16 protein-coding genes are annotated in these 20,769 nt (G+C 43.2%); 8 read left to right on the top strand and 8 right to left on the bottom strand.

The genetic code is table 11. The annotated features are described in order from the left end of the window. Positions 1-227 precede the first annotated feature (227 nt). A complete protein-coding gene (gene yghU / locus AC4IFT_RS07260) occupies positions 228-1,067 on the top strand; it encodes a glutathione-dependent disulfide-bond oxidoreductase (protein ID WP_490750973.1) in 840 nt (279 codons plus the stop codon). Between the two features lie 45 nt (positions 1,068-1,112). On the opposite strand, the gene AC4IFT_RS07255 is transcribed toward yghU, so the two are convergent. From AC4IFT_RS07255 to AC4IFT_RS07245, 3 genes are all read right to left on the bottom strand, one after another. After that, complete coding sequence (locus AC4IFT_RS07255) at positions 1,113-2,771, bottom strand: ABC transporter permease (protein WP_490750972.1); 1,659 nt, start codon at positions 2,769-2,771, stop codon at positions 1,113-1,115. Positions 2,772-2,835: 64 nt separating this feature from the next. Next, on the bottom strand, positions 2,836-3,768 hold the full coding sequence (locus AC4IFT_RS07250) for an ABC transporter substrate-binding protein (protein WP_490751060.1): 933 nt from the start codon (positions 3,766-3,768) through the stop codon (positions 2,836-2,838). 62 nt (positions 3,769-3,830) lie between these two features. Next, positions 3,831-4,568, bottom strand: a complete 738-nt coding sequence (locus AC4IFT_RS07245; RefSeq protein ID WP_490751059.1) for an ABC transporter ATP-binding protein — start codon at positions 4,566-4,568, stop codon at positions 3,831-3,833. A 240-nt stretch (positions 4,569-4,808) separates the two neighbouring features. On the opposite strand from AC4IFT_RS07245, the gene AC4IFT_RS07240 reads away from it, so the two are divergent. The 4 genes from AC4IFT_RS07240 (at position 4,809) to AC4IFT_RS07225 (ending at position 8,390) form a co-directional block, all read left to right on the top strand. After that, a complete protein-coding gene (locus AC4IFT_RS07240; protein ID WP_490750971.1) occupies positions 4,809-5,537 on the top strand; it encodes a hypothetical protein in 729 nt (242 codons plus the stop codon). Between the two features lie 276 nt (positions 5,538-5,813). Continuing rightward, positions 5,814-6,812, top strand: a complete 999-nt coding sequence (locus AC4IFT_RS07235) for a methionine ABC transporter ATP-binding protein (protein WP_490750970.1) — start codon at positions 5,814-5,816, stop codon at positions 6,810-6,812. Between the two features lie 2 nt (positions 6,813-6,814). Beyond that, a complete protein-coding gene (locus AC4IFT_RS07230) occupies positions 6,815-7,501 on the top strand; it encodes a methionine ABC transporter permease (RefSeq protein ID WP_219244780.1) in 687 nt (228 codons plus the stop codon). Between the two features lie 64 nt (positions 7,502-7,565). Continuing rightward, on the top strand, positions 7,566-8,390 hold the full coding sequence (locus AC4IFT_RS07225; RefSeq protein WP_490750969.1) for a MetQ/NlpA family ABC transporter substrate-binding protein: 825 nt from the start codon (positions 7,566-7,568) through the stop codon (positions 8,388-8,390). Positions 8,391-8,462: 72 nt separating this feature from the next. Here the strand turns inward: AC4IFT_RS07225 and pgtA are convergent, their stop codons facing one another. From pgtA to AC4IFT_RS07210, 3 genes are read right to left on the bottom strand one after another with little or no spacing between them, the layout of a single operon-like run. After that, a complete protein-coding gene (pgtA, locus tag AC4IFT_RS07220; RefSeq protein WP_490734213.1) occupies positions 8,463-9,710 on the bottom strand; it encodes a two-component system response regulator PgtA in 1,248 nt (415 codons plus the stop codon). Continuing rightward, the gene (gene pgtB / locus AC4IFT_RS07215; RefSeq protein WP_490734211.1) at positions 9,703-11,709 is read right to left on the bottom strand and encodes a two-component system sensor histidine kinase PgtB; all 2,007 of its coding nucleotides are present in this window, start codon (positions 11,707-11,709) and stop codon (positions 9,703-9,705) included. Before pgtB ends, pgtA begins: the two co-directional genes overlap by 8 nt. Next, positions 11,706-12,944 (bottom strand): ABC transporter substrate-binding protein, encoded by a 1,239-nt coding sequence (locus AC4IFT_RS07210; RefSeq protein WP_490734388.1) that lies wholly within the window; start codon positions 12,942-12,944, stop codon positions 11,706-11,708. Before AC4IFT_RS07210 ends, pgtB begins: the two co-directional genes overlap by 4 nt. A gap of 525 nt (positions 12,945-13,469) precedes the next feature. On the opposite strand from AC4IFT_RS07210, the gene pgtP reads away from it, so the two are divergent. Next, positions 13,470-14,849, top strand: coding sequence for a phosphoglycerate transporter PgtP (pgtP, locus tag AC4IFT_RS07205; RefSeq protein ID WP_490734209.1), 1,380 nt, complete (start codon positions 13,470-13,472; stop codon positions 14,847-14,849). 56 nt (positions 14,850-14,905) lie between these two features. On the opposite strand, the gene olsF is transcribed toward pgtP, so the two are convergent. Both olsF and AC4IFT_RS07195 read right to left on the bottom strand, forming a co-directional pair. Further along, positions 14,906-16,606 (bottom strand): bifunctional ornithine lipid synthase OlsF, encoded by a 1,701-nt coding sequence (olsF, locus tag AC4IFT_RS07200; RefSeq protein ID WP_490734386.1) that lies wholly within the window; start codon positions 16,604-16,606, stop codon positions 14,906-14,908. Positions 16,607-16,703: 97 nt separating this feature from the next. Beyond that, positions 16,704-17,435: an SDR family oxidoreductase gene (locus AC4IFT_RS07195; protein ID WP_490734207.1), complete on the bottom strand. Its 732-nt coding sequence runs from the start codon at positions 17,433-17,435 to the stop codon at positions 16,704-16,706. A gap of 109 nt (positions 17,436-17,544) precedes the next feature. On the opposite strand from AC4IFT_RS07195, the gene AC4IFT_RS07190 reads away from it, so the two are divergent. Both AC4IFT_RS07190 and fdhF read left to right on the top strand, forming a co-directional pair. Beyond that, positions 17,545-18,366 carry a LysR family transcriptional regulator gene (locus tag AC4IFT_RS07190; RefSeq protein ID WP_273803486.1) on the top strand — a complete coding sequence of 274 codons (822 nt, stop codon included), beginning with the start codon at positions 17,545-17,547 and terminating at the stop codon, positions 18,364-18,366. A gap of 185 nt (positions 18,367-18,551) precedes the next feature. Further along, a complete protein-coding gene (gene fdhF, locus AC4IFT_RS07185; protein WP_273803485.1) occupies positions 18,552-20,699 on the top strand; it encodes a formate dehydrogenase subunit alpha in 2,148 nt (715 codons plus the stop codon). The last annotated feature ends 70 nt before the right edge of the window (positions 20,700-20,769 follow it).

Raw genomic sequence — 20,769 nt, 5'->3', positions numbered from 1 at the left:
ACGATTGTGCGCATTAACAATCCCCCTAACCACTTCAATCGGATTTTATGCAAAGAGAAAATTTCACGCTGTTTAAGTGTAGGTTTCATGCACTCTGTGCGGTTCACATCCTGAACACAGCAAAAGTCGATAAAAAAGGTGGCGAATTGATGGCAGATTGCTACAGTGGAAGCGTTAATAATGGGATTATTGAAGCAAATCCTTCGACACGATTAAGGAGATAATCAATGGCAGATACACCGTATATTCCACCCAAAGTATGGCAATGGCAGCAAGGTAATGGCGGCAAGTTTGCCAATATCAACCGCCCTGTTTCTGGTGCAACACACGAAAAAGAACTCCCGATTGGTAAGCACCCACTACAGCTCTATTCACTCGGCACGCCTAACGGCCAAAAAGTGACGATTATGCTTGAGGAGCTGTTAGCACTGGGCATTCAAGAAGCGGAATATGATGCTTGGTTGATTAATATTGGCGAAGGTGACCAGTTTGGGTCTGGCTTTGTGGATATCAACCCGAACTCGAAAATCCCGGCATTGGTCGACAGAAGCGGTAAAGACCCCATTCGCGTATTCGAGTCAGGTTCGATTCTCACTTATTTAGCCGAAAAATTTTCTGTCTTTTTACCGACGGCTCAACCTGAACGCGCCGAAACATTATCGTGGTTATTTTGGCAGATGGGCTCAGCCCCTTTTGCAGGCGGCGGCTTCGGGCATTTTTACGCCTACGCCCCTGAAAAATACGAATACCCAATCAATCGGTTTGCCATGGAAACTAAGCGCCAGCTTGATGTGTTGGACAAACGCTTAGCAGACAATAAATACGTAGCAGGTGATAATTACACTATCGCCGATATCGCCATTTGGCCGTGGTATGGCGCCTTAGTTAAAGGCTGGCTGTATGACGCCGCTGAGTTTTTATCGGTGCATGAGTACAAAAATGTCATTCGCTGGGCAGATGAAGTGTATGCACGCCCTGCGGTACAACGCGGTCGCCGCGTCAATCGCCTACAAGGCGACCCCGCACAACAAGTGCGCGAACGCCACGATGCAAGTGATATAAGCTAGTCAATATCATCAAGGTGGCATATTGCCACCTTGAGTTCTTCCGCATTATTCTCTGCTATAACGCCCCTGCACCCATTGTGCGCACAGCATCAAGCTTAAACTGATCAATACGGCAATGCAGGCCATCGCCATGCCACTGCCGATGGAGCCTTGCTCAAACTGCCGCCAGACAAAGATAGATACCGTCTGCATCCCTGCGGGGGCGAGTAACAGTGACGAAACAAGCTCCCTCGATGCCACCGCGAACACTAACATCATCGCTGCAAGTAAACTTGGTAAAACCAATGGGAACAGTATCAAACGTAATGTCGTTATTGCAGATGCGCCGTGTACTCGCGCGGCATCCGCTAAACTGCCACCAATTTGAGTGAGCGCTGCGCTGCAATAGCGAACAGGGTATGGCAATAACAAACAACTGTAAGCGAGCAGTAAAATGCCCCAAGTATGATATGGCGTAACAGGCCAGAAAGACTGGTTCCACGCTAAAATCATCCCTACAGCAATCACGATCCCCGGAATGGAAATAGGTAATAAAGACAAGGCATCAATGATAACGGCTCCACGGATACGTTGAGAAACCACCAGCCACGCAGATAAAAAACCTAACACGCCCGTCAATATTGCTGTTGCACCCGCTAAAGACACACTGGTGAATAACGCCCCTAGCGCTTCAGCTTGGGCGTCAACCAAGCCAGAAAAATGCCTTAGCGTTAAATTATCCCACGCTAAACCGCCTGAAACCGTCGACGAAAATGCCGTACCAAACATGGCCAGTAGCGGCATCCCGACAGCTAAAAAACTCACCACCGCAAATACCCCGACAACAGGCCAACGCCATACCCCTAGGGAACGCATCACCAACGCCGCGGCTTTCCCTGTCGTCGTTGCCACATTTTTCCCCGAAACAATCGAGCGTTGTAAGGTATAAGCAAAAATTGCCACACTCGCCAAAATCAGTGATAACGACGCTGCACCGGGCAAATCAATCGGCCAATCCGCTAAACGCTGTTCAATATCGGTTGTGAGTACGCGGATCCCATTCGGCGCACCGATGGCAGCAGGAATGCCATATTCTTCAATCGCTAAGGTAAACACGAGCAATAACCCAGCCGCTATTGAGGGCAATGATAACGGAAGGGTCACACGGAAAAAGGCCTGCCAAGGTGGCGCGCCATGTACCCGTGCCACGTCAGCAAGGCGGTTACCATTCGCTGCCATACTGCGTGAGACCGCAAAATACAGCACTGGAAATAAATTCAGCGCCATAATTCCCATCATTCCCCCTAAGGAAAATATTGCGCTTCCTGGGCTAACCCCAAATAGCTGTTGGGAATACCCATTTGGCTGTAATGTCAGCATCCATGATAAACCTGCAATATAAGGCGGGATCAAAAATGGGATCAGAAAAAGTAAGTCCCAAACCTTGGCAAATGGGAGGTTAAATAAGCCACGTAAAGCCCCCAAAGGGATCGCTATCACAGCACTGATGAGAGCAACGCCGACACCGAGCAATAACGTATTTTGTAATAGTTCAGGGAGTTCTGGCTCATTGAGCAGATGAATAATCGGTTCAAACGGTTGGGAAAACAGCCCTTGCCCTAATTGTGGAAACAGCGCCTGTAACACAATAAAACACAGTGGGATAACCACTAAAATAGTTAGCGCAATTACCACCATTAAAGGGAGAAAACGAATTTTTATCATTAGAAACAACACTCCTGCTGGGTAAGAGACCTACCCAGCGGTTTGCTAATTATTATCGAGAAAACTAACGGAACAAGGCGCTTAAACGCGAGAGAACATCGCTACGCTCAGCGCTGTCTGTTGTGGCTTCTGGCAATAATGTCAGTGTTGAGAAATCAGGGCGTTTCCCCGCAATATCTGCGCGGGCAGGCATCAGCCATGCATTGGCAACAATTTCCTGACCTTCAGGTGATAATACATAGTCAATAAACGCTTTCGCTTCATCAGGCTGTTTACTGCTTTTTAAAATCATCATTGGGCGCGGAGCTATTGCGGTGCCACTACTTGGGAAAATGACCTCAATGGATTCACCATTGGCGATGCTGCCATAAGCCACGTAATCCACCGCGCCAAATACGGCGGCTTTAGCCCCTTGTAAGACTGGGGTTAATGCTTGAGCATTTGGCCCCGATATCACCATACCGTTGGCTTTTAAATCAGCAAAAAGCGCCCACACCGCCTCTTTTTTGGCATTCTGTAATCCTAAAACTAAATCCAACGATGCCCCTGATAATGCAGGGTCTGGCATCGTCACCTTATCTTTAAATGCAGGCTGCGCTAAATCTTGCCAATCTGTTGGTTTTGGCGTGCCGCTTTTGCTGTTCCACACAATACCGAGGGCTGAAATCCCTTGGGCGACATAATAAGGCGTTTTAAAACGCGCAGGAACTTGTTGTGCATTTGGGCTTTCATAAGGCAACAACCAGCCTTTTTGTTGTAAATCAACCGCGGTATCCCATGAGGCGGAAATCAACACATCCGCTCGTGGATTAGCCTGTTCAGCCTCAAGCCTTGCCATCACTTTACCCGTTGTGGCTTGGAATACATCCACTTTCGTGCCCGTTTGTTTTTCAAACCCTGCGGCCAGTTGCTTAGCCATCGCGCCAGGCCCTGCGGTATATACCGTAATGGCTTGAGTTGAAACAGAAAACAATGCACAGGAAAGGCCTAGGCTCATGGTAATACCCTTTAATGAAAAAACGTGTTTTGCGGTTAACTTTTGCATGGAATTTTCTCTCTTCATAAGGTCGTCAAACGGTCAATTTTGCCATTTCGCATATGGGCGATTTGGTGTGCTAACGTATTGGCTTCAGCGGGATCGTGAGTGACATACACCGCAGTAATTTCCAGTGTTCTCAGTAATTGCGCCATTTCCTCACAAAGGGATTGGCGCAGTGCGATATCGAGGTTGGAAAGGGGTTCATCGAATAACAAAATTTCAGGTTCAGCGATAATGGCCCGAGCGAGTGCGACCCGCTGTTGCTGCCCACCGGATAAGTCCGCAGGTTTTCGTTTGGCAAAATCTATTAACCCAACACGCTCAAGTGCTTGAATCACGCGAGCTTCAATCTGTTGCCCTGCAACGCCCCGCATTCTCAAGGGAAACGCGACATTCTGCGCAACAGTCATGTGCGGCCATAAAGCATAATCTTGGAATACCATGCCGAGGTTGCGTTTCTCTGGAGGAACGAGGTGGTGAGGACTTGCGACGATATTGCCCGCCAATTGGATAGTGCCATCAGTGGGTTGCAATAAGCCCGCTAACAGTTTGAGCAAGGTACTTTTACCGCAGCCAGATGGCCCCAGCAGCGCTAAAACCGTGCCTTTTTCTACCGTTAAGTCGATGCCATTAAGGACATACTGTTGTGAAAAAGCCTGTGATAAATTTTGTATTTCGATCATGGGTAAGTCACCCGCCGTTTGCCTGAAAGGCAAAATAGCCGAGCACTCACTCGATGAAGAGAGAGCATGTTGCATCATCTTGGTATCCTCTTTGGGACTTAATCGTTGCCGATGATGCTACGGGGGTAATACGTCAGTTTGATGAAGATTTTATTACTAAATAATTTCAATTAAAATATTTATTATAAATAACTATTCAATGAAAAACATATCCATATGTAATATTAAGCTGAGTTTAATATACTGAAATAGTGTTTTTTCTCATCAACCAATATGTTAATTTAAATTAAACCTTTATGAAAAATGAGAGAGCCCATGTTAAGAATAAAACAAATCATTAAATTACTATCTGAAATGTCATCATTTAAACCTTATAACTACAAAACCAAATCAGATAGAAAAATAAATAAAATCAACACATTACTCATAAAATCATTAATTACTCTGTTTATATTTCTCATTGCATCCATTATTTTATATAAAAACTTTAATATTTTTAATTCTAAATCAGTATTATACTTCATCTATAGTACATACGTAATATTCAATATATTTGGTATCATTATTTTATTTATACCAACAATACAGCTTTATTTATTTTTACGCAGCTGGAAAAAAGAAACGGCCAATGAGTTCATTTGTGAAATTGACCATGATGAAGAAAATGCAAAAAAACTTATGATTTATCAGAAAGAAGAACTCCTATATACAACTTATTGGCTTCAACAAAAAATTGATAGGTTGAACTCAAGAGTTAGCCAATTTTTTGGTGAAAAAACCGCTATTTTGTCCTTTTTAGCGCTATGTTATTCTGCTGTAAATGCATCAATTGGTTTTGGTAAGCTCAGCGAAATAATGACGAACGGCCAACTTACTACTGATAAATCCAATATTGTTATCTTATTTGGTCTAGCTTTTTTATTGGGTCTCTCACTAGGGGCTATTATGTTAAAAAAAGTCGCGGATCATCACTTATACCTAAAAGAGGTTGTTGAACTAGCAATTCGTCTAAAAAAAGAAAGTAGTAACCTCGCGTCAAAATAAGCTCAATACCTCGCTACCCAGAGTATGAAATAGGCTTTATTTATTCGGTTTATTTCATACTAGCCCCTATCCTTTATTTACTTCCTTGACTAAAAATAAAATAAGTCATTAATAATCAATGCATTAAATAAAATTTAATCCGTTAGTTTTTTTTCATCTAACTCATCCCTATCTTTTATTTGACATTCATCACATTTCTAATTACTTTGGCGGTATAGACGTCTAGATATCCATTTTTGGATCTATGATATAACCAATTCATCCAAGGGGATCAGCGTGATAACACTCAAGAATGTCAGCAAGATCTACAGCCGCAATAAAAAGCAGACCGTGGCGGTTGATAACATCAACCTCAATATTGCCGCTGGGGACATTTTTGGCATCATCGGTTATAGCGGTGCGGGCAAAAGTAGCCTCATCCGTTTGCTAAATCGGTTAGAAGACACCACCAGTGGTGAAGTGATTGTTGGGCAACATAATATTACTCACAGTGACGAGAAAGCAGTTTTAAAAATACGCCAATCTATTGGCATGATTTTTCAACACTTTAATTTACTGTGGTCTCGAACAGTGCGGGAAAACATTGAATTTCCATTACAAATTTCAGGGTTCGATAAAAAGAAACGCAAGGCACGCGTTGATGAGTTAATGGCATTGGTTGAGCTAACCGATAAAGCTGATGAATACCCATCCATGCTCAGTGGTGGGCAAAAACAACGGGTGGGTATTGCACGCGCCCTTGCCAACAACCCTGATGTTTTATTGTGTGACGAAGCAACGTCTGCGTTAGACCCAAAAACGACGCAAACTATTTTGCAATTACTAGCGCGTATTAACCGCGAGTTGAACATCACCATCGTGTTAATTACTCACGAAATGCAGGTCGTCAAGAGTATCTGCAATAAAGTGGCGGTCATTGATAAAGGCCGTATTGTTGAAGAAGGATTGGTTAGCCAAGTATTTCATAACCCACAACATGCAATTACACGGCAGTTTTTATCACAAAGTGAGATTGCCACGGATAACCAAGAAGACTTAAAGGCAATATTGGCTGATGGCCCGATTATTCGCGTCGTTTTAGATGAAGAAAAGCAAAGTCACTATTTACTGTATGACTTAATTTCGCAATTTAATGAGCCGATAAAATTGGTAAAAGGCGCATTTAACCAAGGAGCTGGCTTTTTATATCTGCAATTTCTGCCTGAAACTGAAAAATTAACGGATGCCGTTGCGTATCTTAAAAATAAAAGAAATATCGTTGTTGAGGTGATTTAGTCATGGATGAAATACAGCGTTGGGTTAGTGGCTATTTACCCTATTTAAAATTACATGTTTTGGGCATTGAAACCCTCAATACGTTATATATGACATTAGTCTCTGGTGCGTTATCTGGCATCTTTGGGATTTTAATTGGTACCTTTTTATTTTTAACTGCGCAAGAGGGTAAAAAAGAAAATATCGCGGTTTACCGTACGCTTTCTTTTATTGTGAATATCTTCCGTGCTGTGCCGTTTATTATTTTAATCATTTTATTATTCCCTGTGACCAAATGGATCGTCGGCACTATTTTAGGGGTTAATGCTGCGCTTCCCGCCTTGGTGATTTCAGCAAGCGCTTTCTATGCAAGGTTAGTGGAAATTGCCTTACGAGAGGTAGATAAAGGAGTTATCGAAGCCAGCCAATCCATGGGGGCAAAACTACACACTTTGATTTTTAATGTGTTGATACCCGAATCGTCCCCTGCCTTGATTTCCGGTCTAACCGTTACGCTGATTTCATTAGTGGGTGGTACTGCTGTTGCTGGCGCGATTGGTGCAGGTGGGTTAGGAAATCTGGCCTATTTAGAAGGTTTCCAACGCAGCCATATGGATGTCGTTTGGGTCGCTACATTAGTGATTTTAGCCATTGTTTTATGTATTCAAGTTATAGGAGACACCCTAGTTCGGTGGATTGATAAACGTTAATAACATCAACCTAGGCCAACAAATTATTAATTTTATCTACACTCAGCTAATTAGGAATAACAATATGAAATTATCATTACTAACGCGTTTCGGGGCATTATTAATTACCAGTTTAGCACTCACTGCTTGCCAACCAGACCAACAAGAAAAAAGTAATAAACTAACGATTGGCGCGTCTTCAACACCCCATGCGGAAATATTAGAATTCGTCAAACCACAGCTCGAAAAAGACGGGATTAATTTAGATATCCGTGTGTTTAATGATTACATTATTCCGAACCAAGCACTGGCAGACAAAGAACTGGATGCAAACTTTTTCCAGCATGTGCCATATTTAAATAAAACATTAGCAGACCACCCGGATTGGAAACTCGTGTCTGTTGGGGCTGTGCATATGCACCCGTACCGCTTTTTCTCGCAAAAACACAAAAGCCTGCAAGATTTACCCAATGGAGCAAAAGTACTGAGCAGTAATAATATTTCCCAACATGGTCACATACTAAAACTGTACCAAGATGAAGGTTTAATTAAATTACGCAGTGGTATTGACCCTGATGATGCAACCATTGACGATATTGTTGAAAACCCACGTAATTTACAGTTTTTATTTACCTATGATGCGCCATTAATGCCGCAAATTTATAAAAATGGCGAGGCTGATGTCGCCTCAATTGATAGCCATTTTGCGATTAATGCAGGTTTGGATTTAACGAAAGACGTCATTTACAGTGAACCTGCGGCTAACAGCAAATTTGCTAACGTGGTGGTGACACGTGAAGAGAACCAAAATGACCCGCGAATTACAAAACTGATGGCTGCACTGAAAAGTGATGAAACGAAGAAATTTATTTTAGATAATTATAAGGGTGAGGCAGTACCCGTTCCTTAAGCCATTTATCAAATAACTGCTTGAATTTAGGTGTTGAATGGAAATATCGATTCAACACCTTTTTTGTTCTGACTAAGTTCGGTAGTGGTGCTTATCCAAGCCGTATTTTTTCATGCGCAAATACAATTTTTTCCGTGGCATTTGCAGGTATTCCGACACGTCATTAATTCGCCCCTGATGAATGTTGAGCGCTTCGGTAATAATTTGTCGTTCATAATTTTCAATTTGCTGATCTAATGCAGTAGGTACAACGGATGCCAAAAGTGGATTCGCAGTTTCCCCCATTGGCATAATACCAACCGCATATAGTTCAGCGGCATTTGCCAACTCACCCACATTACCAGGCCAATGACGGCGCGTTAGTTTTTTAATAAAGGCGTCATCAAGTACAGGGAAATGTAAATTCAACCGAGTACACGCCAGTTCAAGGTAATGCTCAAATAGCGGCGCAATATCGGCTTTTCTTTGTAATAATGGTAGGCAATTAATTTGTGTCATTGAAAAACAATAATAGAGCTCAGCTATCAGTTTTTGCTGTTTGGTTAACTGGATTAATGGCGTTTCTGAAATACCAATTAAGCGAAATTGACGATGCTCTTGCTGAAGATGCTGAGCTAAAAAACGTTGTTGAGTCAATGGCATCAATTCAATGTTTTTAATAACCAAAGTGCCATCTGCAACTTCACCCAACCACATATCTAAAGGTGTTTCTTGCTCATTCAATAAGGTTTTGATCACCAAAGGTGAGCTTCGATTAGTACTTATCTGGTGCAGATAACGGGACAAATAAACCCGTCCAGTTCCTAATTCCCCATGAAAGAACACCGCGGCGTGCGTTTCGGCTAACCCTTGTAATTGTTGATGAGTTTGCTGCGTCCACTCACTTTGTCCCACAAAATTGAGAGTCAGTTGTTTTTGCCCCCAACGCCGTTGAGTAACCCGTTGTTTACGTGCCATCAGGGCATTTTCGACTTCCAACAACAAATATTCAGGGTTAATCGGCTTTTGAATGAAATCCCATGCGCCTAATTTAACCGCTTCAACCGCCATCGGTACATCACCGTGGCCTGTGATCAGTAAAACAGGTAAATGTTTATCTTTTTCAAGGAATAGGCTCATTAGCTCAATCCCTGAACAATTGGGCATACAGACATCGCTCAAAACGATGCCACACCAGTCTCGATGAACAAGGTCTTTTGCCGCTAATGGATCATCACAACTGAATACGCGATAACCAGCCTGCTCAAGCAACAGGCAATAAGCTTCAAGCACATCTTTGTCGTCATCTATGAGTAAAATATCGTTATTATCATCAAGCATGTTCTTGTACCTTCTTAAAACTTAAAATGACACACCCATTACGGCTAAGCGTCGAAGCAATTCGCATTTCTCCGCCTAATTGCTGCATAATCGAATAACTGATGGATAACCCCATTCCTAGGCCAATTTCTTTGCTGGTGGTAAATGGCTTCATTAATGAATCGGCCAACGCGAGAGGCCATCCCTCACCGTTATCACTGATATACAAGACTAAATCATCATCCAATTCGCTGTAATCAATCGTAATTGCAGCATGATTTGGACTGGCATCCAATGCATTCACTAACAAGTTCACTAAAACTTGTGAAATACCAATTTCATCCCCCAGCACCAATGGAATTTTTTCAGGGAGATATAATGCCGCCTCACGGGTTTTGCGCTGCAATAATAAAATATCCCACGCACTTTTTAGGCTTATAATTAAATCAATAGGTTGTAAGACCTCTTGCCGATCTCGTTTACGAGCAAATTGACGCAATGAACGAATAATCCCGTCCATTCTCGTAATTAATGACTCCGACTTATTAAGCGAAGCAATAACACCGGCATTATCTTCCCGTTGCAGCGCTTTTTTCGCCATATACACATGCATGGATAGTGCATTTAACGGTTGATTAATTTCGTGTGCCAATGAGGTCATGGTCTGCCCAACGACGGCTAATTTTGCAGTTTGGATCAGCTCATCTTGCGTGGTTCTTAAGTTCTGCTCAATGACTTTTCTATCGCTAATCTCTTGCTCTAGTTGGTATTTTTGCTGATTGATTTGATCGAGCGTCCGTTGCAGCAACATCGCAATACGCCCTAATTCATCACGCCCTTCCACTGGAATTTGCGTGGTTAGATCCCCAAGGCTAATTTTCACAACAGCTTGGTTTAGCAAATTAAAACGTTTAACGAGGCGCGAACGGATCACAAAGTAGTTAAATAATACCGCCAGTAATAAAGCTAATGAGGCGGTAATAATAATCACCGTCCCACTAAGTGACATAATGTCCGATAAATGATGGTTTAAAGTCTGTAGCTGCGAATGGCTGTTACCTAATTGCAAATCAAGTTGGCTACGAAAGCGCCCCAGAATTCGGTCTTTTTCTGTTGTCATCTCGGCTAACGCAGCTTTTGCACTTTGGTAATTTTGCAACGCTGACGCCATTTTGCTTTCAGATAAGCCAATATCGAGAAGTTCATCGATAGTTTGGTAGAGTGTTACAGTGCTTGGATACTGGTTTAATGCTCCTTCACTCCCTGCAATATTGCTTTTTAAGTAGTGTAAATACCTAATATAGCTATCATTTTCTTCTTTTGTACCTTGCGGAGTATTATCTTGTGTGCTTTTGAGTCGGTTGACCAATACGTTGACAATCTGATCTTCTAAGCGTGCCAAGGTATAAATTAATTGCAGCTCGCTTTGTACACTACGCAACCGGCTCTGCAAGGCTTTCGCTTGGTTTGGTTCTTGCTCAAACTTATCTAATAAAGACCCTTGCTGTAAGCTAATATCTTGCGATAACGATGTCAGTTCCGTATTGAAGTCATCATGCAGCCAACTAATACGCGCTGATAACGTATTCACTTTTTCATTGGCTAAAAATAGCGTGTAGAGCGCTTTATCAAGTTGAGAAAGTAAGTTTTGGCTTTCAGAAATGATTTCTGCAATCTGCTGATGATCACGCCCAGTTAAATTTTGATTGATTCCATCAATTTTACTCAAATGGTCGGTAATTTGATTGCGCAGTTGCAGCCGAGTGCCAGTATTGGGCGCTTTTAGAAATTCATTGAGTTCTTCAACTAACGTATTTAATTGCCCATCAATTAAAAATGAAGATTGAATACGTGGAAAATAATCACCCAAAGCATAACGAATTTGCTGGTTTTGCTCGTGCCATGCATACAAACTTGCTCCGCTGACAACTAATGTCATAAAGGTAACCGCAATAAATGCACTGCGCAAAATTCCGCTTAAGCTAAATAGGCCTAAATAATGAATAATCCAGCGCTTCATTTGACCGTTTCCAAATAGGCAATTGCACGACGTTGCTGTTCCTGAAAGAAGCGCTGCCAGCGCATATACTCCACTTCAGCCTTGCTGCTATCCTCAAAGCGAGAGTAATATTCTGGATCACGGCTTTCTGCCTCAGAGACTGGCACCGCAGTCAATAACGCACGCGCTTCAGGTAATGGCTTTTTCAACTGAGATTCCGCCATATACACCGCACGCCATGCATCTTTAGATTCCATCAAACGATAAGTAATCGCATAATCAAATAATTGCTGAACTAAGCGTTGACGTTTTAAGACTAAATGTTCATCTAACAGTTTTGGTTGATTTAACAGCTGACTCTGCTGCGCCTTACGTGGGTCACTGTCTGGCAATGGTGTTACTGGGTATTTTCCTGTATTGCTATCCGCCAAGATTTTTTGCCCCTGCTCACTGAGCAAAAAGTTGATAAATTGCTGGGCTTTTTCCTGATGCAAACTATAGCGAGTGATGGCAATAAAAGTCGGTAATGTCACTGAGTCAGGCAAATAATGAAACTCAAGGTCAGGTTCCCCGAGCAGTAAGTTAGCATAGTTATCGATAATAGGTGCCGCTCCCCCTAATCCCGTTTTAATTTTATCTGCTACGCCAAAACTGCGCGATGACACGGTCGCTAAATTCCCCGAGACATTGAGTAAGATCCGCCACCCTTCATCCCATCCCCGCTGTTGTAACAACGATTCAATCATAAGGTGGTAAGTATCTGAGCGCGATGGGCTACTTATCAATAACATGCCTTGATAACGGCTATCGGTTAGCTCATTCCATGTTTTCGGGATCGGTAATTGGTTTTCTGCCATCCAATGGCGGTTAGCAAAAATGCCATAGCCAGAAAATGCCACCGCAGCCACGGTGCCTTTTAATGATGCGGGTACTAGGCTCTGTGAAATATTTGGAGGATCTTGCAATGTCGCTAGACGGTCATGTTGTTGTAAATGCTGCATTAACATTGGGGAAGAGGTCAAAACCAAATCCACATTTTCCATTACCTGAGTATCAAGTAAGCGTTCTAAAGAGGCACTTGTTCGGTTAATGGTGCGAATGGGTATTGAATCTGGTAAGGCATTCCAGCTCTCCATAATATGGATAGTGGCTTCAGGGGAGAGCGTTGTAGCAATCACCAGTTCGTCATTTTGCAGAGCAGCTAAACGACTCGAGAAAGTTAACCCTATGATAGGTATTAGCAATATTAAAAACATCACCTTAAGTCGAATTATTTTTTTCTGCATACGATGATCCTAAGCCCTGTGAGTAGATGTGATTTACATCAAGAAAGTAACAATCTTTTTATTTTGGCGAAAAAAGTGTTTGAGGCATTTTTCACTCTTTTATCTTTATTTTTTATTTCTTTGAAATAATTAAAAAAAATCAAATATCATTTATGTGAATTATTGGGATGCTTAAATATCCTGAAATACGACTGAAAGAGGAATAGAAACCAATAATTAAATAAAACAATAGTGATAAGTTTATCGCGTTTTCTTTCATTGTCCCCCTAATTAGCTCATTAATGTAACCGCCACCACATTCTGAATAAAAATAAAGTAAGTCAATTATATTCATGGGTCAAATTGACCCTTACCTTTCTAAAATTGAGTCAAATTTGACTCAAATACATGATATTGAGATATTTTTTAAAGAAGAACATGATGAGCAGGTCAACAATAAAAAACGACAAAAATTCAAAAAAATAATTTTTTAATATTATTAACACAGGTGAATTTATGCTGTCATTTTTAAAACCCGCTACGGCAAAAAATAGTGTTGCATCCAAAGACGTGTCCGCAACATATAAACGTTATCGTGTTCAAGCACTACTCAGTGTATTTCTAGGTTATTTAGCTTATTATATTGTTCGTAATAATTTCACTCTATCCACCCCCTATTTAAAAGAAAATTTAGATTTAACCACAACGCAAATTGGTATGTTAAGCAGCTGCATGTTAATTGCTTATGGTATCAGTAAAGGCGTTATGAGCAGTTTAGCTGATAAAGCTAGCCCAAAAGCCTTTATGGCATTTGGTTTGATCCTCTGTGCCATCGTTAACTTTGGCATGGGTTTTAGTAACGCTTTTTGGTTATTTGCTGGCTTTGTTGTTCTCAATGGTTTATTCCAAGGAATGGGAGTAGGCCCTTCATTCATTACCATTGCCAATTGGTTCCCGCGCAAAGAACGAGGTCGTATCGGTGCTTTTTGGAATATTTCCCATAATGTCGGTGGTGGTATCGTCGCACCGATAGTTGGTGCTGCCTTTGCTGTACTAGGTACAGAGCATTGGCAAAGTGCCAGTTATATGGTGCCTGCTGTTATCGCTATCCTATTTGCTGCCGTAGTCTTAATCTTAGGCAAAGGAACCCCAGTTCAAGAAGGTTTGCCTGCCCTTGATAAAATGATGCCTGAAGAGCAAGTCCTCCTCACCAGCGAACAGAAAGACAAATCACCAGAGAATATGAGTGCCTTCCAAATTTTCTGTACTTATGTACTGAAAAATAAAAATGCATGGTATATCTCGTTCGTGGATGTGTTCGTTTATATGGTGCGCTTTGGGGTGATCAGCTGGTTACCAATTTACTTGCTCACAGAGAAAAACTTCTCTAAAGACCAAATGAGTGTGGCTTTCTTATTCTTCGAATGGGCCGCAATTCCTTCCACCTTATTAGCGGGTTGGTTAACAGATAAACTGTTTAAAGGCCGCAGAATGCCATTAGCTATTATGTGTATGGTATTGATTTTCTTCTGCTTGATTGGTTATTGGCAAAGCCAATCCCTTGCGCTAGTGACTTTCTTCGCGGCAATTGTTGGTTGCTTAATTTACGTGCCTCAGTTCTTAGCTTCAGTACAAACGATGGAAATTGTACCGAGTTTTGCGGTTGGTTCAGCGGTAGGTTTACGCGGGTTCCTAAGCTATATTTTAGGCGCAACGTTAGGAACAAGTTTGTTCGGTTTCATTGTTGACCGTATGGGCTGGCACGCAGGCTTCTATTTACTGTTAGGTGGTATTGTTTGCTGCATCATCTTCTGTATCCTGTCCCACTTTGGTGCATTAGAATTAGAGCGCAATCGCCAAGATGCTCTACGTCCTACTCAGTTAGCAAATGCATAAACCTTAGCCTATTCATCGTGCGTCATAAATAAGTACGCACGATGAATGCCTCAAATTTACAGATGTACCCCAACATACCGTTGATAACGTGTTGGTTTTAGCTTGGTTAAATCCACCAGCACCAAACCATCGATACAATCATTGAATGATGGGTCTGTACCAAAATCCATAAATTGCACGCCACCGGGCTCACACAGCTCGGTGTATTGCTTATAAAGCGTCGGAATAGAACATCCAATGTTATTTAATAAACTTTTGAGTTTCACCAAGTCTTCTTGGTAATTATCACCGGCGAATTGCGCCAACACCTGCGGTAGAGAGGCTGGATAGGGTTTGTGGGATTGCACCATTGACTGTTCAGCAGAAAAATATAAGCGGTAAAACGTGATCAATAAATCACGCGCCGCAATCGGCATCGCGCCTGAAATGGAGACGGGGCCAAATAAATAACGGTATTGGGGGTATTTCGCTAAATAGGCCCCAATGCCTAACCACAGATAATCCAGCCCGCGTTTTCCCCAATATTTCGGTTGAATAAAACTGCGACCTAACTCAATACCTTGAGCAAGAATGGGAAGCATCCCTTCGTCATAGTGGAATAAACTCGCGCTGTAGATCCCCGCTAACCCTTTGGTTTCAATTTGCTTTTCTGTAGGAATAAAACGATAAGCACCAACGATATCGAGCTCATCTTCATCCCACAACACTAAGTGATAATAATCGTCATCATAGCTATCTAAATCACGGCGCTTGCCTGAACCTTCCCCTACCGCACGAAACGAAATCTCACGTAGCCGTCCTAATTCACGCAATATGGGCGAGCGGACTTCTTGATGGCGTTGATAAAGGTAAATGGCTTTGCCATCTGGTGATGTGCCCAAACGCTCACAAGCTGCCAAGGCTTTTTTCAGTTCAAGTCGGTCTTCAGGTAAAGCAATTGCCGCTTCACTGGTAAACAGCCCCTCTTTGCCCTTTCCTAATAAATAAACGTGGCGGCGAAAACGTTCTGCTAACTCGTGGGCTTTGGTGTGGCCATCATACCAATGACTAAAAGGAATGCGCCCCCCAATACAAATTTTGAGTTTTTTGCCCCGCTGTTTGAACATTTCCCTGACCAACATCAACGTGGACAATGGCTTGTAAATCAATGAGGCAAAATAGAATAAATGGCTATTTCGCCCCTGAATATGGATAGGCACAATCGCGGCGCGTGCTTTTGCTGCTAGGCGTAAAAAACCCGTGCGCCAGTGATTATCGCGAATGCCTTTACTACTGAGCCGCGAAACTTCCCCCGCAGGAAATACGATCAATGCCCCGCGGTTGTCCAAGTGCTGTTGCATGGCTTCCACTTGCTGGCGATTGGTGCGGTTGCTGATATTATCGACGGCAATAAACAGGCTTTTTAATGGTTCAATATAGTTAAGAAACTGGTTTGCAACGATTTTCACATCAGGGCGTACGGTTGCCACGGTGCGTAATAACGCTAGCCCATCTAACGAGCCTATTGGGTGATTTGCCACCAAAACAACAGGGCCTTCTGCGGGGATATTTTCTAAATCACCATCAATTAATTCACAGCGAATATTGAAATGCTCAATAACTTGTTCGATAAGATCCAACCCTTTCAAATGGGGGTAATCTTGGGCAAATTGGCTAAATTCTTTTTCGAAAAGAAGGCGTTTTAATACACTGCGCTTCCATGCAGGTGGGGCTTGATGTGGGTATATATCGTGGAGTAAGGCATCGACACTAAACATCATGTTATCTCCATCCGAACTGAGTTACTGCGAACTTAAGTCAGATGCGTGACAACATGATGGTAGTTTTGTGACAAAATGATGAAGCGATAGAAAACTAAGCCTGTTGGCGAGTCGCCGCTAAGACAATTTCACGGATACACACCGATTGTGGCTGTTGATAAGCGAAACGAATAGTATTGGCAACATCCTCCGCTGACAGCACAAGGCCCCCCATCTCTTTTTTCCACTCTTGGTAGCCTGATTTAATCCCTTCATCCGTCGTGTGACTAAGTAATTCTGTTTCAACTGCCCCTGGTGCAATGGTGATCACACGAACATTATGCGGGGCAAGCTCTTCGCGTAAATTTTCAGAAATGCCGTGAACAGCAAATTTAGTGCCCACATACGCCACATGGTTTGGAAAGGTTTTTCGCCCTGCGACTGAACTGATATTAATGATAGTGCCACTTTTACGTGCCACCATGCCATCTGCAACCGCATGAACGCCATTCAACACGCCTTTAATATTCACATCCACCATAGTATCCCATTGGTTAGGGTCTTGATTTGTGATGTCACCTAAAAGCATAACGCCCGCGTTATTTATTAGGCCATCAACCGGGCCAAACTGCGCCTCTGCTTCTTTAATGGCATTCACAAAGGCGGTTCTATCCGTAACATCTATAGACTTACATAACGTGTTAGGTAAATTTAATGCCAACATTGGTTCAATGCGCCGTGCCAGCAATAAAAGTGCATGCCCTTCATTAGACAGAATTTTTGCCGTGGCAAGGCCAATGCCTGAACTCGCACCAGTAATGACCACTAATGATTTTACGTTTTGCATATTGCATCCCATATAAATTTAATTGATATCTAAAACCATGGGCAGACTATATTTCATCCGAAAGTTACATTAAAATGGTTTATTCTTCTCACAGACATCAAAAAAATCTATGGATTATCGTCAGCTTCACGCCTTTATCGCCGTTTTCGAAGAACGCAATATCACCACGGCTGCGCGGCGGTTATTTCTCACACAACCTGCGCTCTCTGCGACGATCAAAACGCTGGAAGATAGCTTAGGCACCCAGCTGTTTAAGCGCCTACCAAGAGGTGTTGATGTCACTGAAGATGCACGAATTTTATACCCGCACGCACAACGCATGGTAGCTGAACTAGACACTCTAGCAAGCAGCTTTAAACGCGAAAAAAATCGCCAGCCTCTACAAATTGGCATTGAAGAGGATATCGCTAACCAGCATGTTTGTGCTTTCTTAAAACAGATTCAAGACCCTGATTTTCATTTATTAATTGCCTTGGAGTCGGGCTGTAAAGGAGATATCCGCCTTGCTTGCGAAGAAATGCGCTGTGAGGATGAGCTGTTTATTCCACTCGCGAGTGAGCCATTTGTTTTAGCGATGTCACCAGAGCACCCGCTCACCAGTAAAAAGACCATGACATCCGCTGATTTACACGGATTGTGTTGGGTTATGTGCCCTGAGCTTGCTTGGCACCAGCGTTTTTTACCGATTTACGGCGCGACAGCAAATTCCCCCTCCGCCCATGCCAGCACCTTTTCCCTCGCGCTTGGTCTGGTAGCGCTCAACTTAGGCGTGGCAATCGTGCCGCAATCCCTTGCCAGTGAACACGCAAACATCGTTTCCCGCCCTTTACCTGTCCATGCACTGTCACGGCGTATCGGCGTGTGTTATGCCATCCAATCATTGTCGTCCCCTGCGGTAGAGCAGCTTATCAACCATTTAACTCGTCAATAGCCGTCGACATTTTTGACGATCACGCTGTTTGCCAAACGGCACAACACAGCTTTGGTCACATCAAAAACAATAAATTCAATCAGTTAGATATCGATAAATTTACCTTAAAAATTGGCATAAACCCTGCATTAGCTTAAGTGTTAAGGCGGCAATGACCGCTACATAAAAACACAGGAGCAATGTTGATGGAAAAAGTCATCACCGTCTGCCCGTATTGCGCCTCAGGCTGTAAAATATACCTGAAGGTGGAGAACGGGAAGATCATCGGCGCAGAGGGCGCAAATGGTCACACCAATGAAGGGGAGCTCTGCCTAAAAGGTTATTATGGCTGGGACTTCATTCACGATACGAAAATATTAACGCCTCGCTTAAAAAATCCAATGATCCGTCGTGAGCGTGGTGGCAAACTCGAAGTGGTTTCATGGGAAGAAGCGATTGAATTTGCCAGTTCTCGGTTACTGGCAATTAAAGAAAAATATGGCCCTAAAGCCATCATGACGACCGGCTCATCCCGTGGCCCGGGTAATGAAGCCAACTTTGTGATGCAAAAATTTGTTCGTGCGGCAGTCGGTAGCAATAATATCGACTGCTGCGCGCGTGTCTGACACGGCCCTTCGGTTGCAGGTCTGCAGCGTTCGGTCGGTAATGGCGCCATGAGCAACTCAATTGTCGAAATTGAGGATACCAAATGCATTTTTGTCTTCGGTTACAATGCCGCAGACTCACACCCTATTGTCGCTCGCCGAATTTTAAAAGCGAAAGAAAAAGGGGCTCAAATTATTGTTTGCGATCCGCGTTATATTGAAACTGCGCGCATTGCAGATATTCACTTACCTTTGAAAAATGGGTCAAACATTGCGTTACTGAATGCATTTGCCCACGTGATCATCGAAGAAAACTTGTATGACAAAGCGTTTATTGATGCACATACTGAGAAATTCGAAGAGTATCGCACCTTAGTCGCGCCTTATACCCCTGAATCAGTGGAAGAAACCACGGGTATCAAAGCAGAAGACATTCGCAAAACGGCCCGCATGTATGCCAAAGCAGAAAGCGCGACGATTTTGTGGGGCATGGGTGTCACTCAGTTCTATCAAGGTGTTGAAACCGTTCAATCCCTCACTAGCCTTGCGCTACTCACAGGGAATTTAGGTAAGCCGCATGTTGGCGTTGGCCCTGTTCGGGGTCAAAACAACGTACAAGGCGCCTGCGATATGGGCGCACTGCCAAATACCCTGCCCGGCTACCAGTATGTGTCGGATACCGCTGCACTGGAAAAATTTGCTCAATTCTGGGGCATTGAAAGTATGCCAGCAGAGAACGGTATTCCCCTGAGCGAAGTACCACACTTTATTGATGAAGGTGTGTTAAAAGCTCACTATGTGATGGGGGAAGACCCGCTACAAACGGAGCCTGATCTTGCCACTATCCGCCGTACTTTCGATAAGCTCGAGTTGTTGATTGTCCAAGATATCTTTATGACCAAAACCGCGTCCATTGCCGACGTGATTTTCCCTGCCACGTCTTGGGGGGAACATGAAGGTGTGTACACCGCCGCTGACCGTGGTTTCCAACGCTTCTATAAAGCGGTCGAGCCTGTCGGTGACGTGAAAACAGACTGGGAAATCATTAGCTTAATGTCAACGGCCATGGGTTACCCAATGCACTACAATAACACCAAAGAAATTTGGGATGAGTTACGTGAATTGTGCCCGATTTACTATGGCGCGACCTATGAAAAAATGGCGGACTTAGCCTATATTCAATGGCCGTGTAAGACATTAGACAGCCCCGGTACAGAGTATTTGTACGAAGGTGGTCAATTCGACACGCCAAATGGCAAAGGGCAATTCTTTACCTGCGATTGGCGCCCACCGATTGACCAAGTTAGCGCGGATTATCCGATGGTGTTAGCAACAGTACGCGAAGTGGGTCACTACTCTTGCCGTTCAATGACGGGTAACTGCAAAGCCTTGGCAGCATTAGCGGATGAGCCTGGTTTTGTGCAAATCAATACCGCAGATGCAAAAGCGTTGGGGATTAAAGACCAAGAGCTGGTTTGGGTAGCATCACGGCAAGGTAAAGTCATTACCCGAGCCAATATCAGTGACAGACCGAATAAAGGCGCGGTATACATGACTTATCAGTGGTGGATTGGTGCCTGTAATGAGCTCGTGGCAGAAAACCTCAGCCCAATCACCAAAACCCCTGAATATAAGTACTGTGCAGTACGGGTTGAGCCTATTGCGGACCAACAAAAAGCCGAGTATTTCGTTGTTCAGGAATACACAGGGATTAAACGTCGGTTACGTGAGGCGGCAGAAGGCCTTTAATTTGCGTTAAATAACCAATTAAGCCAATGGTTTCAATCAAACCATTGGCTTTTTTATTTGATTAACTAAT

This window comes from Providencia sp. UF-183 (assembly GCF_058246155.1).
The sequence above is the reverse complement of the archived record's forward strand: the minus strand, read 5'-3'. Positions and strand labels throughout refer to the sequence as shown.